Source organism: Rhodoferax lacus, from assembly GCF_003415675.1.
Classification (GTDB): domain Bacteria; phylum Pseudomonadota; class Gammaproteobacteria; order Burkholderiales; family Burkholderiaceae_C; genus Allorhodoferax; species Allorhodoferax lacus.
Genome location: NZ_QFZK01000003.1, coordinates 325,866 through 338,689 on the forward strand (window position 1 = coordinate 325,866; position 12,824 = coordinate 338,689).

Annotated in this window: 12 protein-coding genes; 6 read left to right on the forward strand and 6 right to left on the reverse strand. The window is 65.9% G+C overall.

Features of this window, described 5'->3' with window-relative positions:
- Positions 1-10: 10 nt before the first annotated feature.
- Together prfB and DIC66_RS07640 are read right to left on the reverse strand one after the other, a co-directional pair.
- Positions 11-1,115 (reverse strand): peptide chain release factor 2 gene (gene prfB / locus DIC66_RS07635; RefSeq protein ID WP_117175688.1). Its coding sequence is split into 2 segments (ribosomal slippage): positions 11-1,033 and positions 1,035-1,115, totalling 1,104 coding nucleotides; the frame shifts between segments, so codons are not numbered across the junction.
- A gap of 35 nt (positions 1,116-1,150) precedes the next feature.
- Positions 1,151-2,251: an ABC transporter ATP-binding protein gene (locus tag DIC66_RS07640; RefSeq protein WP_117175691.1), complete on the reverse strand. Its 1,101-nt coding sequence runs from the start codon at positions 2,249-2,251 to the stop codon at positions 1,151-1,153.
- Positions 2,252-2,335: 84 nt separating this feature from the next.
- Between DIC66_RS07640 and DIC66_RS07645 the strand changes: the two genes are divergently transcribed.
- Positions 2,336-3,994 carry an ABC transporter permease gene (locus DIC66_RS07645; protein WP_233505825.1) on the forward strand — a complete coding sequence of 553 codons (1,659 nt, stop codon included), beginning with the start codon at positions 2,336-2,338 and terminating at the stop codon, positions 3,992-3,994.
- Between the two features lie 3 nt (positions 3,995-3,997).
- On the opposite strand, the gene DIC66_RS07650 is transcribed toward DIC66_RS07645, so the two are convergent.
- Positions 3,998-5,053, reverse strand: a complete 1,056-nt coding sequence (locus tag DIC66_RS07650; RefSeq protein ID WP_117175694.1) for an extracellular solute-binding protein — start codon at positions 5,051-5,053, stop codon at positions 3,998-4,000.
- A 121-nt stretch (positions 5,054-5,174) separates the two neighbouring features.
- Complete coding sequence (locus DIC66_RS07655) at positions 5,175-6,077, reverse strand: alpha/beta fold hydrolase (protein ID WP_117175697.1); 903 nt, start codon at positions 6,075-6,077, stop codon at positions 5,175-5,177.
- Positions 6,078-6,102: 25 nt separating this feature from the next.
- On the opposite strand from DIC66_RS07655, the gene DIC66_RS07660 reads away from it, so the two are divergent.
- The gene (locus tag DIC66_RS07660) at positions 6,103-7,926 is read left to right on the forward strand and encodes an acetate--CoA ligase (protein ID WP_117175700.1); all 1,824 of its coding nucleotides are present in this window, start codon (positions 6,103-6,105) and stop codon (positions 7,924-7,926) included.
- A 68-nt stretch (positions 7,927-7,994) separates the two neighbouring features.
- Here DIC66_RS07660 and DIC66_RS07665 read toward each other — a convergent pair whose 3' ends face one another.
- Positions 7,995-8,633 (reverse strand): FMN-binding negative transcriptional regulator, encoded by a 639-nt coding sequence (locus tag DIC66_RS07665; protein ID WP_117175703.1) that lies wholly within the window; start codon positions 8,631-8,633, stop codon positions 7,995-7,997.
- A gap of 9 nt (positions 8,634-8,642) precedes the next feature.
- Positions 8,643-9,278: a LysE/ArgO family amino acid transporter gene (locus tag DIC66_RS07670; protein WP_117175706.1), complete on the reverse strand. Its 636-nt coding sequence runs from the start codon at positions 9,276-9,278 to the stop codon at positions 8,643-8,645.
- Between the two features lie 81 nt (positions 9,279-9,359).
- On the opposite strand from DIC66_RS07670, the gene DIC66_RS07675 reads away from it, so the two are divergent.
- The 4 genes from DIC66_RS07675 to DIC66_RS07690 all read left to right on the forward strand — a co-directional run bounded on the left by DIC66_RS07675 (position 9,360) and on the right by DIC66_RS07690 (position 12,821).
- Positions 9,360-10,259 carry a LysR family transcriptional regulator ArgP gene (locus tag DIC66_RS07675; protein ID WP_117175708.1) on the forward strand — a complete coding sequence of 300 codons (900 nt, stop codon included), beginning with the start codon at positions 9,360-9,362 and terminating at the stop codon, positions 10,257-10,259.
- 223 nt (positions 10,260-10,482) lie between these two features.
- Positions 10,483-11,274, forward strand: a complete 792-nt coding sequence (locus DIC66_RS07680; protein ID WP_117175710.1) for a transporter substrate-binding domain-containing protein — start codon at positions 10,483-10,485, stop codon at positions 11,272-11,274.
- 60 nt (positions 11,275-11,334) lie between these two features.
- Positions 11,335-12,006, forward strand: a complete 672-nt coding sequence (locus tag DIC66_RS07685) for an amino acid ABC transporter permease (protein WP_117175711.1) — start codon at positions 11,335-11,337, stop codon at positions 12,004-12,006.
- 80 nt (positions 12,007-12,086) lie between these two features.
- Positions 12,087-12,821 (forward strand): amino acid ABC transporter ATP-binding protein, encoded by a 735-nt coding sequence (locus DIC66_RS07690; RefSeq protein WP_117175714.1) that lies wholly within the window; start codon positions 12,087-12,089, stop codon positions 12,819-12,821.
- Positions 12,822-12,824: the final 3 nt, after the last annotated feature.

Genomic DNA, 12,824 nt, shown 5'->3' on the forward strand with positions numbered 1-12,824 from the left:
TCGCTCATGGCTACACCCCTTGCTTCAGCGAGGCTTCAATGAACACATCCAGGTCCCCATCCAGCACCTTTTGCGTGGCTGAGACTTCGACGTTGGTGCGCAGGTCCTTGATGCGGCTGTTGTCCAGCACGTAAGAGCGGATCTGGTGGCCCCAGCCCACGTCGGTCTTGGTGTCTTCGAGCTTTTGCTGCTCGGCCTGGCGCTTGCGCATCTCGAAGTCGTACAGGCGCGAGCGCAGGCGCTTCCAGGCCACGTCGCGGTTGCTGTGCTGGCTGCGTCCGTCCTGGCACTGCACCACGATGTTGGTGGGGATGTGGGTCAGGCGCACGGCCGAGTCGGTCTTGTTGATGTGCTGGCCACCGGCGCCGCTGGCGCGGAAGGTGTCCACACGCACATCGGCCGGGTTGATGTCGATCTCGATCGTGTCGTCAATCTCGGGGTACACAAACACGCTGGCAAAGCTGGTGTGGCGGCCACCCGATGAGTCAAAGGGCGACTTGCGCACCAGGCGGTGCACGCCGGTCTCGGTGCGCAGCAGGCCAAAGGCGTATTCGCCCTCGATCTTGATGGTGGCACCCTTGATGCCGGCGGTGTCGCCATCGGTCAGGTCTTCCACGGTGGCGGTAAAGCCCTTGCGCTCGGCGTATTTGAGGTACTGGCGCAGCAGCATGCTGGCCCAGTCGCAGGCCTCGGTACCACCGGCGCCAGCCTGGATGTCCAGGAAGCAGGGCAGGGGATCTGCGGGGTTGTTGAACATGCGGCGGAATTCCAGGCCCTGGATGATTTCCGCGAGCTTGGCGGTCTCGCCCTCGATAGTGATCAGGCCGGCCTCGTCGCCATCTTCCTTGCTCATCTCAAAAAGCTCGGTGTTGTCAGACAGCTCGCTGTCCAGCTGGTCCAGCGTGACCACCACGCCGTCGAGCATCTTCTTTTCCTTGCCCAGCTCCTGGGCGCGCTTGGGGTCGTTCCAGACGCTGGGGTCTTCTAGAGAGGCGTTGACAGTGCGCAGGCGTTCGGATTTGGCATCGTAGTCAAAGATACCCCCGGAGCTCGGAGGCCCGGGAGCTGAGGTTGGCCAGCGTGGTGCCAATGAGGTTGATGCGTTCTGCTTCCATGATCGGGTTCCTAAAGATTATTCTGGGTTAATTGGCTATTTTAGTTGCCCGCCCCCGCTGGCGGACTGGCTGGCAAATGTCACCACGTGGTCCACCTCTGGGCGGATGCCGATCCACTCGCCGGGCTGGTGGTTGTGGTGGCTGGGCACATGGGCCATTAGGGTCTCGCCGGTGCGCAGTTGCAGTGTGTACAGGAATTCGTTGCCGCGAAACGCCTTGGTGACAATGCGGGCCTGTGTCGGTGCCTGGTCGTCGTGCACGATGTCATCGGCGCGCAGCAGCACATCGCAGGGCCCAAGCGCCAGACGCTCCTGTTCGTCCTGCGATATGCCATGCAGTTCGCCCAACGCGGTGACCACGTGCTTGTGGGTGACGCCGTTTTCTTCGTGCAGCGCCACCAGGGCCGGGGCGAACACGCCGTGGCCGATGAAGTCGGCAACAAAGCGGGTGGCCGGACGGTGGTAGAGCGTGTAGGCGTCGGCCCACTGGTGCAGTTGGCCCTCGTGCATCACACCAATGAGGTCGCCAATCGCAAACGCCTCCAGCTGGTCGTGGGTGACAAACAGGGCGGTGGCACCGGCCTCTTTCAGGATGGTGCGCAGTTCCTGGGCCAGGCGTTCGCGCAAATCCACATCCAGGTTGGAGAAGGGCTCATCGAGCAGCAGCAGCTTGGGCTGCGGCGCCAGCGCGCGGGCCAGTGCCACGCGCTGCTGCTGTCCGCCCGAGAGTTCATGCGGGTAACGCCTGCGCTGCGCATCCAGGCCCACCAGGTCCAGCACATCGGCCACCCGGGCCCGGCGCTGCGCGGTGGGCCACTGGTGGATGCCAAAGGCCACGTTCTGGCCCACATCCATGTGGGGAAACAGGGCGTAGTCCTGGAACACCATGCCCATGTGGCGCAATTCGGGCGGAACGGAGCTGCCCGGGCTGCTGACGTGTGCGCCGCCCAGCGCAATATGGCCGCCTGCAATGGGCTCCAGCCCGGCAATGGCGCGCAGCAGCGTGGTCTTGCCGCAGCCCGAGGGGCCGATCAGCACGCCGATCTGCCCGGCCTTGAGCCCAAAGTTGACGTCTTGCACAGCGGGCTGCGCCTGTCCGGCGTACTGGACACGGAGTTGCTGGAGTTCAAGGTACATGGCAGAAATTGTAGGTGCTTACAATGCCGCAGCCTGCCCGCAGCCCCACCCAAGCGCACCCTCGAATAAACCGTCAGCCCACCCGTGTTCCCAATACCCTCCCGGCCTCTCCTGGGCACCTGCTGGCAATGGCTACAGGCGCTGCCCCTGCTGCTGATTGCCGCTCTGGTGGTGCTGCCGGTGCTGGCCATTGCCATGGCGGTGCTGCAGTGGGATGCTGTCAGCGCCCAGCTGCTGGGCGAGATGGTCGCCACCGTTCTGCCAGAGTACGCGCTGACCACGCTGGTGCTGTGTGGGGCCGTGGCCGTGGGCGTGGGCCTGCTGGGTGCGGCCACGGCGTGCGCGGTGACGCTGTTTGCCTTCCCGGGGCGGCGCGTGCTGGAGTGGGCGCTGCTCTTGCCGCTGGCCATGCCGGCGTATGTGGTGGCCTATGCCTATACCGACTTTTTGCAGTTCAGCGGGCCGGCGCAGACCGCCATCCGCTCAGTGCTGTCGCTGCAGGGGCGGGTGCTGCCCGAGGTGCGCAGCCTGGGCGGCGCAGCACTCGTCTTTATCTTCACGCTCTACCCCTATGTGTACCTGCTGGCACGCGCGGCACTGAACCAGCGGGCTGCGCACCTGATGGAGGCCGCGCGCCTGCTGGGGGCTTCGCAGCGGCGGCGCATCGTGTCGGTGGCGCTGCCGCTGGCGCGCCCGGCCATTGTGGCCGGCATTGCGCTGGCTCTGATGGAAACCCTGGCCGACTATGGCGTGTCGAGCTACTTCGGCATCCAGACCTTTACCGCCGGCATTTACAAGGCCTGGCTGGCGCTGGACAGCCGCATTGCCGCAGCCCAGCTGGCCACCATGCTGCTGCTGGTGGTGGCGGGCCTGTTGCAGCTGGAGCGCCATGCCCGGCGGCGCCTGCGCTTTGCCAGCAGCCGCGGGCAACGCCAGAGCTCGGCCGAGGCCCGCCCCATCGTGTTGCAGGGAGGCCGGGCCTGGCTGGTGCAGGGCCTGTGCGTGCTGCCGGTGCTGCTGGGTTTTGTGCTGCCGGTGCTGTGCATGCTGCGCCCCTTGCTGCTGGCCTGGGGGCAGCCGGATGCGCCGCTGCCGTGGGTCGGCTTTCTGTACTGGAGCTTCAACAGTTTCAAGCTCGCCGCCATCACCGCCGTGCTGGCCACCGCGCTGGCGCTGGCGCTGGCGTTTGCGCTGCGCCGCCGCCCGAACCGCCTGAACCGTGGCGTGGTGCAGATTGCCGGCATGGGCTATGCCATACCCGGCGCGGTGGTGGTGGTCGGGCTGCTGATACCGGTGGGCTGGCTGCAGGGCCAGTATCCGCAGTGGGGCGTGGGTAGCTGGATCAGCACCACGGTGCTGGGCATTACCTGGGCCTACCTGGTGCGCTTCAGTGCGGTGGCGCTGCAGACGGTGCAAAGCGGCTACAGCCAGTTGCCCGCCAGCCTGGACGACACGGCCCGCACGCTGGGTGTGGGCGGCTGGGGGCTGTGGTGGCGCATCCATCGGCCGCTGCTGCAGCGCTCCACCATTGTGGCCGCCCTGCTGGTGTTTGTGGATGTGATGAAGGAGCTGCCCGCCACCCTGGTGCTGCGCCCGTTTGACCACGACACACTGGCCGTGGTGGCCTACCAGCTGGCCCGCGACGAACGCCTGGGCGAGGCCGCGCTGCCGGCCCTGGCGCTGGTACTGGTGGGGCTGATTCCGGTGGTGCTGCTGAGCCGGGCGCTCAACAGCAAGTCGTAGCGCTTATTTGTAGCCCACGCGGTCCAGCATCTGCTGTACCTTGACCTGGTTCATGCCCACCACGCTGACCGGAATGGTTTCGGACTTGAAGCCGCCGCCGGACATGCTCTCGAGCACCGGGTTGCCCATCTTCACGCCCTTGGCCACCGGCCATTCGTTGTTGCCGTCGGCAAAGTAGGCCTGCGCCTGGGGGCTGGCCAGGTATTCCAGGAACTGCACCGCGTATCCGCTGTTTTTCGCGTAGCGCGCCACACCGCCGCCGGCGATGTTCATGTGCGTGCCCCAGCTGGCCTGGTTGGGAAACACCACGCCCACCTTGTCCATTACGGCGCGGTCTTCGGGCTTGTCGCTGCGCATCAGGCGCGCCAGGTAGTAGGTGTTAGTGAGTGCCACGCCGCATTCGCCAGAGGCCACGGCCTTGATCTGGTCGGTGTCGCCGCCCACCGGCTTGCGCGCCATGTTGTTGACCAGCCCCTGCAGCCAGGTTTCGGCCGCGGCGGCGCCCAGGTGCTCGGTCACCGCGCCAAACAGGCTCAGGTTGTAGGGGTGCGAGCCCGAGCGGGTGCACAGCAGGCCCTTGTTTTTCGGATCGGCCAGCTCCTCGTAGGTGTCCACGTTGTTACGCGGCACGCGCGCCCGGCTGTAGACCACCACGCGGGCGCGGGTGCTGAAGCCAAACCAGGGTGTGCCCTCGGGGCTGGCCTTGCCGCGCAGGTGCTGCGGTATGGCAGCGTCGAGCAGCTTGGACTGCACCGGGCTGAACAGACCATCGATTTCGGCCCGCCACAGGCGGGAGGCATCGACCAGCAGGATCACATCGGCGGGCGAGGCGCTGCCTTCGGCCTTGAGGCGCTGCAGGATGCCGGCGTCATCGGCATCGACACGCTTGATCTGGATGCCGGTGGCCTGGGTAAAGCCTGCGTAGAGCTGGGCATCGCCGGGGTAGTGGCGTGCCGAGTAGATATTGAGTACCTTGTCCTGGGCCAGGCTGGACAGGGGCAGGGCGCTGCCCACCAGCAGGCCACCGATTGCGAGCGCATTGGAGAAGAGTCTTTTCATGTTCCGGGTGTGAAGGTCGAGGGGTTTTAAATAAGAATGATTCTCATTGTAATGAAATCCCCGTCCTCGATCGATCAACCCCATGGAATGCAGGGCCACCGGGGACGCACCCGGGTGGCGCCTACGCGATGAACTGCTCGATCAGTGCAGCCACCTGCTCTGGCTGGTCGTGGTGCAGCATGTGGCCCGCCTCGGCAATCTGCGCCACCGTGCACTGCGGCACGGCTTGGAGCCGTTCATGGAACTCGGGCAGCGAATAGGCGCCCTTCCAGAAGCCGCCCATGTCGCTGTCCGTGGCCTCCACGCACAGGGTGGGGGCGGTGATGGCCTTGAAGATTTCCAGCGTCTCGTCCACGCGGTAGAGCTGGGCGCTGCTCAAGCGGTGTGCGGCGTGGCCCAGGATCTGCCATTGGCCTGAAGCGTTCTGGCGTGCCCAGTGGCCCGCCAGCCATTCGGCCTTGGCCGGGTCCAGGCGCGGGTTGGTCTTCATCAGCCTGTGGGCCACATCCTCCAGGCTGGCGTAGCCACGCATCTCGCGTTGGCCCTGGTGCAGGCCTTTGAGCTCATCCATCCAGCGCGCATAGCGTCCGGGCGCCTGGGCGGGCACGGTGCGCGGCATGCCAAAGCCCTCCAGGTTGATGAGGCGGCGTACGCGCTCTGGCCGCACGCCGGCGTACAGCATGGCGATGTTGCCGCCCATGCTGTGGCCCACCAGGTTCACGGGCTGCTCCGGGCAATAGTGGTCCAGCAGAAAGTCCAGATCCCCCAGGTAGTCGGCAAACACAAAATGGTCGGCAAGCGGCACCTCGGTCAGGCCAAAGCCGCGCCAGTCGGGGGCAATCACGTAGTAGTCGGCGGCCAGGGCGTCCACCACGAACTGGTAGCTGGCGGCCACATCCATCCAGCCGTGCACCATCACCAGTGGTGTGCGGCCGACTGCGGGCGTGCCCCAGACCTGCACGTGGTAGTTGAGGCCGCGAAGGGGGACACATTCGGACTTGGGAGAGACTTGGACTTGGTACATTCAGGCAATCATAAGGAGAAGCGCCATGCCCACCCGTAGCGTCCGCGACAACGCCAATACACCAGCCTCCATCACAACGCCCGTGAAGTCCGACACAGGGAACTTGCCTGCGGGCTACCAGCGTTTGCACAGCCAGTTTCGCTGGCAGGTGCCCGAAGTCTTCAACATCGCCCAGGTCTGCAGCCAGCGCTGGGCAGAGGCGCCGGACACCGCGCAGCGCGTCGCCATCCGCTGCTATGCCGACGGCGCCCTGCAAAGCGCCCACAGCTATGCCGAACTGCAGGAGCAGGCCAACCGCCTGTCGAATTTGCTGGTGGCCCTGGGCGTGCGCCGGGGGGACCGGGTGGCCATCGTCATGCCGCAGCGCTTCGAGACGGCCGTGGCCTACATGGCGGTGCTGCAAATGGGCGCCGTGGCCATGCCCCTTTCCATGCTGTTCGGCCCCGAGGCCCTGGGCTACCGCCTGCAAAACAGCGAGGCCGTGCTGGCCCTGGCCGACCAGACGGCGCTGCCCTCGCTGCAACTGCTGCGTGCCGATTGCCCGCAGCTGCAAACCGTGATTGGCGTGGGGCGCCGCGAGAACACCCGCTCTGTAGACGAGGTCAACTACGCCGAGGCACTGGCCCGCTCGTCGGCGCGGTACCTGCCGGTAGCCACCACCGCCGATGACCCGGCCATCCTCATCTACACCAGCGGCACCACCGGCAACCCCAAGGGTGCCCTGCTGGCCCACCGCGCCCTGATTGGCAACCTGAGCGGCTTTGTCAGCAGCCAGAACTGGTTTGGCTTTGACGGTCGGGCCAATGCCGACTCCCGGGCCGTGTTCTGGAGCCCGGCCGACTGGGCCTGGACCGGCGGCCTGATGGATGCGCTACTGCCCACGCTGTACTTTGGCTGCACCATCGTGGCCCAGGCCGAGCGCTTTGATCCGCAGGGCGCACTGCAACTGCTGGGACGCTGCGGCGTGACCCACACCTTCCTGTTCCCCACGGCCATCAAGGCCATGATGAAGGCCTGCCCCGGCACCGCGCGCAAGACGGTGCAGCAGCAATATGGTCTGAAGCTGCAAGCCCTGATGAGCGCGGGCGAGGCCATGGGCGACGCGGTGTTTGGCTACTGCGAGCAGCAACTCGGTGTCACGCCCAATGAAATGTTTGGCCAAACGGAAATCAACTACATCGTGGGCAATTGCGCCCTGCATTGGCCGCCCAGGCCCGGCAGCATGGGCATGGGCTACCCCGGCCACCGGGTGGCGGTGATTGACGAGGACGGTGTGGAGTGCCCGACCGGTGTGGCCGGAGACGTGGCGCTGAACCGCTTTGATGTACACGGTGACCCCGACCCCATCTTCTTTCTGGGCTACTGGAAGAACGAGGCGGCTACCCAAGACAAGTTCACCGGCAACTGGTGCCGCACCGGCGACCTGGCCGTGCGTGATGCCGAGGGCTATCTGTGGTACCAGGGCCGCTCGGACGACATCTTCAAGTCTGCCGGTTACCGCATAGGCCCGGGCGAAATCGAGAACTGCCTGGTCAAGCACCCGGCCGTGGCCAATGCCGCCGTGGTGCCCAAGCCCGATGCCGGGCGTGGTTCCCTGGTCAAGGCCTATGTGGTGCTGGCGCCTGACGCGTTGGCTGCGTGTGGCAACAGCACCCGGGCGCGCACCGCCCTGCAGGCGCAGCTCACACAGGAGCTGCAGGCGCATGTGAAGGGCATGCTGGCGCCCTATGAGTACCCCAAGGAAATCGAGTTTGTGGACGCGCTGCCGATGACCACCACCGGCAAAGTGCAGCGCCGCGTCCTGCGGCTGCAGGAAGAGGCGCGGGCGCGGGGCGAACCCGACGCCTGAAGTCCGGCGCCCGCAACCGTGCGCGCAGGGACGCGCGTGGCGGCACGGTCTCCGCGCCCCGCGCTACTTCAGCCCTTGGGCAGCGTCTGCTGCGCCGCTTCTGCCAGAGCGTCCTGGCCACGCGCCTGCAACTGTTCCACCATGCCCTGGCGGTCGCGCATTTCCTTGTTCTGGCTGAGCTTGAACTTGCCCACCATGCGGCTGATCTCCACCTCGATGCCGACGATGGATTTCAGCATGCCGTCGATGTAGCCGCTGTCTGAGTCCGTCATCTTCCAGGGGCGCGGCTCCTGGGCGCGGGCCTCGTGTGCGCGCGTCAGGCGCGCCACCAGGCCGCGCACATAGCGTTCGTCGTCATGGATACAGAGGCGCCCGTGCACATGCACCACGCGGTAGTTCCAGGTAGGCACCTGTTTGTGGGTCTCGTGCTTGCTGGGGTACCAGTTGGGCGAGATGTAGCCCTGCTCGGCCTGGAACACCACCAGCACCCCGGCGCCGTCCTGCAGCTCCTGCCACAGCGGGTTGTTGCGCGCCACATGGGCCCGCAGCAAGCCGTGGCTGCCTGCGGCCGGGTCCAGCTCAAAGGGCAGGTGGTTGGCATCCAGCCCGCTTGGGCCCTGGGTGACCAGCGCCCCCAGCGGGTGCGTGGCAATCAGGTCGTGCAGCGCCTGTGGGCGCTCTTCGGCAAAGTGGGCAGGCAGGTACATGGGGTGTTCCTAAAACAGGGTCAAACCTTGCCTGGCAAGCGGCCAGGCCACAGCCCACATCATCGCAGCCACCAGCAGGTCCAGCACCCGCCAGGCGGCAGGGCGGGCAAACAGCGGGGTGAGCAGGCGCGCGCCAAAGCCCAGCGCGGCAAACCAGAGCAGGCTGGCCAGGCAACTGCCCAGCAAAAACGCACCCTGCAGGCCCGCGGGCTGCCGGGCCCCCACGGCGCCCACCAGCACCACCGTGTCCAGGTATACATGCGGGTTGAGCAGGCTCAGCGAAAGCACCTGCATCACCACGCGGCCCCGGGGCGCAGGCAGGCCGTCGGTGTGGGCCAGCAGCACCTGCGGCGCAATGGCGCGGCGCAGGGCCAGCACACCGTACACCGCCAGCACCACCGCCCCCACCAGGCCCAGGCCATTGAGCAGGCGCGGCGAATCGCCCAGAGAGGCCGCCAGGCCGCTCACGCCCAGCACCATCAGCAGCGCATCGAGCACCGCGCAGGCCAGAACCACCGCCAGCACATGCTCGCGGCGCAGGCCCTGGCGCAGCACAAAGGTGTTTTGCGCGCCAATGGCGACGATAAGCGAGAGCATCAGGCTCAGGCCGGTGAAGAAGGAGGTGCCGGCCAAAGAGATGTCCATGCAGCGAGTATCCCCGCACCAACGCCGCAAGCAGCATGAATTGTGCTAACTTGGAATCAGCAACTTTCATGAGGGGCTTTCATGCTGGACAGTTCTCTTTTGGCCACCGTGGCCATGGTGGTGCGCGAAGGCAGCTTCGAGCGCGCAGCGCGCGCACTGCACCTCACGCCCTCGGCGGTGTCGCAGCGCATCCGCCTGATTGAAGAGCGCGTGGGCACGGTGCTGGTGGTGCGCGGCCAGCCCTGCACCGCCACCGAGGCCGGTGCCCGCCTGTGCCGCCACGCCGACACTGTGGCCCTGCTGGAGGACGGCCTGCGCCGCGACCTGCCCGCACTCGCCGCCGACGACGCCAGCGGCACCTATGCCACCCTGCGCATTGCCGTGAATGCCGACAGCCTGGGCACCTGGTTTGTGGCGGCCATCGCGGACTTTGCAAAAGACCATAACCCGCTGATTGACCTGCAGGTGGACGACCAGGACAAGACCAGCGACTGGCTGCGCCGTGGCCATGTGCTGGCCGCTGTCACCTCGCTGGCAACGCCGGTGCAGGGCTGCCGCAGCCGCAAGCTCGGCCTGCTGCGCTACTGCGCCACCGCCAGCCCGGCCTTTGTGCGGCGTTGGTTTTCCAGGGGCGTCAGCGCAGAGGCTTTGGCCCTGGCGCCCAGCCTGGTGTTTGACCGCAACGACCGGCTGCAGGAGCAGTGGGTCAAGCGCCTGCTGCGGCGTGACCTGGCGCTGCCGGTGCACCGCCTGCCTTCCACCCAGGCCTTTGTGGATGCCAGCCTGGCCGGTATTGGCTGGGGCCTCAACCCGCTGGCACTGGTGCAGGCGCACCTGCAGTCCGGCCGGCTGGTGGAACTGGTGCCCGAGCGCCGGCTGGATGTGCCGCTGTACTGGCAGCAGGCCCGCATCCCGCTGCCCGAGCTCGATGCCCTGTGGCGCAGCGTCTCCAAAGTGGCGCAGCAGGCGCTGCACCATTGAGCGGCTGGGCAGAACTGGTGCACGGCGCACGCAGCCCGTGCGGCTGGCACCACATTGGAGCAAACGATTCAAAAAATAATTACTTGATTTAAACGTTTCATTTTGCTATCGTTGCGCATCCATTCAGGACACTGCGGCACGCGCCTGCAGCGCATGCAATGGTCCAAGGCCGCCGGTGCCACCGGCGCTGCCACTTTTGTCAACGTTATCGGGAGTAAACGCTATGAAGTTCAAGAGTCTTGCTGCACATCTGGTGCTAACCGTTGCCGCCGTCGGTGGCGCGGGTTCCGCGCTCGCTGCCGACTGGGTGGTGGGTGCCAATATCGGCAACGTGCCCTGGGAGTTCCAGGACGCATCGGGCAAGTTTGTGGGGTTCGAGATCGATCTGGTCAACGAAGTGGCCAAGCGCGCGGGCAAGACCGTGCAGATCGAGAACATCCCCTTCAACGGCCTGTTCCCCGCAGTGCAGTCCGGCCGCATCCAGATCGCCGTGTCCTCCATCACCATCACGCCCAAGCGCCTGGAGTCCCTGGCCTTTGCCCAGCCCTACTATGACAGCGACCAGTCGCTCTCCGTGCTGAAGACCACCAAGATCGACAAGCTCGAAGACCTGGCCGGCAAGACCGTGGGTGTGGACACCGCCTCCACCGGTGACATCTACGCCACCGAGAACACGGCCAAGCTGAAGATTGCCAAGATCTCGCGCTACGAAGGCCTGGCCCCCGCCATGCTGGACCTGGCTGCCGGTCGTATTGATGGCTACATCAGCGACATCCCGGCGGTGGAGTACTACATCAAGGACAAGCCCCAGTACAAGGTGGTGGCCCGCATCCCCACCAACGAGCGCTACTCCTTCATGTTTGCCAAGAATTTTGCCGAGGCTGCCAAGATCAACGACATCCTGACCACGCTCAAAAAGGAAGGCTTTGTGTCCGCCACCCACAAGAAGTGGTTTGGCAGCACACCGCCTGACGCGTCCTCCAGCGTCAAGGTGATGGACGTGCCCAAGCTCTGATTGCCCCAGCAATCCGTATAGTCCGCAGCATTCGCACAACCACCAGCACGCCAACGCCCCATGAGCCTGATTGAGACCTTCTTCAACTGGTCGGTATTCGTGGGCGCGCTGCCCGCTTTGCTGGAGGGGTTGTGGATAACCCTGCTGCTGGGGCTGGTGAGCATTGCAGCCGGCATGGTGTCGGGCCTGTTGATGGCGCTGGCCCGGCTGTATGGGCCTGCCCCGGTGCAGGTGGTGGCGCGCATCTACATCGATGTGCTGCGCTCCATCCCTTTGCTGGTGCTGCTGGTGCTGGTGTACTACGCCTTGCCCTTTGTGGGCATACGCCTGTCCTCCTTCACCTCGGCGGCCACGGCCATCACGCTGGTGTCGTGCGCCTACACGGCCGAAATTTTCCGGGCTGGCATTGAGGCCATCCCCAAGGGCCAGTTCGAGGCGGCAGACGCCATCGGCCTGGGTTTTTTCAGCAGCATGCGCTATGTGGTGTTGCCGCAGGCCATACGCATCGTGGTGCCACCGCTCACCAGCAACTGCATCAACGTGCTCAAGGACACGGCCCTGGCCTCGGTGGTGGCCATGCCGGACCTGCTCAAGCAGGCCACGCAGGCCCAGGCCCTGGCGGCCAACCCCACGCCGCTGATTGGCGCGGCGTTCTTGTACCTGCTGCTGCTGTTGCCGCTGGTGCGGCTGGTCAGCTACTTCGAAGACCGCCACCGAAAGAGCACGCGCTGAGCGCACCGCAGCACTGCGCCACACCGCACACCCCAACCCCATTCCCATCACACCGCAACCGCACAGGCCCAGGGCACACCATGCATCCGCTTATCCACATCACGGGGCTGTGCAAGTCCTACGGCGCCATCCAGGTGCTGCACGGCATAGACCTGTCAGTAAAGGCCGGCGAGGTGGTGGTGGTGATCGGGCCTTCGGGCTCGGGCAAGTCCACGCTGATTCGCTGCATCAACCTGCTGGAGGAATACCAGGGCGGCGTGGTGCTGGTGGACGGCATCGCAGTGCAGCGCGGCGCCGGGCTGGCGCAGGTGCGCGCCGAGGTGGGCATGGTGTTCCAGAGTTTCAATCTGTTCCCGCACCTGACGGTGCAGGACAACGTGGCCCTGGGGCCGCTGCGGGTGAAGCACCTGTCCAAAGAGGTGTCCCACCGCACCGCGCAGGAGCTGCTGGCGCGTGTGGGCATGGCTGACCACGCGCACAAGTTTCCGGCCCAGCTCTCGGGCGGACAGCAGCAGCGCGTGGCCATTGCCCGCGCCCTGGCCATGGAGCCCAAGGTGATTTTGTTTGACGAGCCCACCTCGGCCCTGGACCCCGAGATGGTGGGCGAGGTGCTGGACGTGATGCAGGCCCTGGCCAAGAGCGGTGTGACCATGGTGGTGGTCACGCACGAAATGGGCTTTGCCCGCCGCGTGGCCGACCGCGTGATCTTCATGGACGCTGGGCGCATTGTCGAGCAGGCCAGCCCCGAACCTTTTTTCAACGCGCCGCAGGAGCCGCGCACCCAGGCCTTCCTGAAGGCCATTCTCCAACACTGAAAC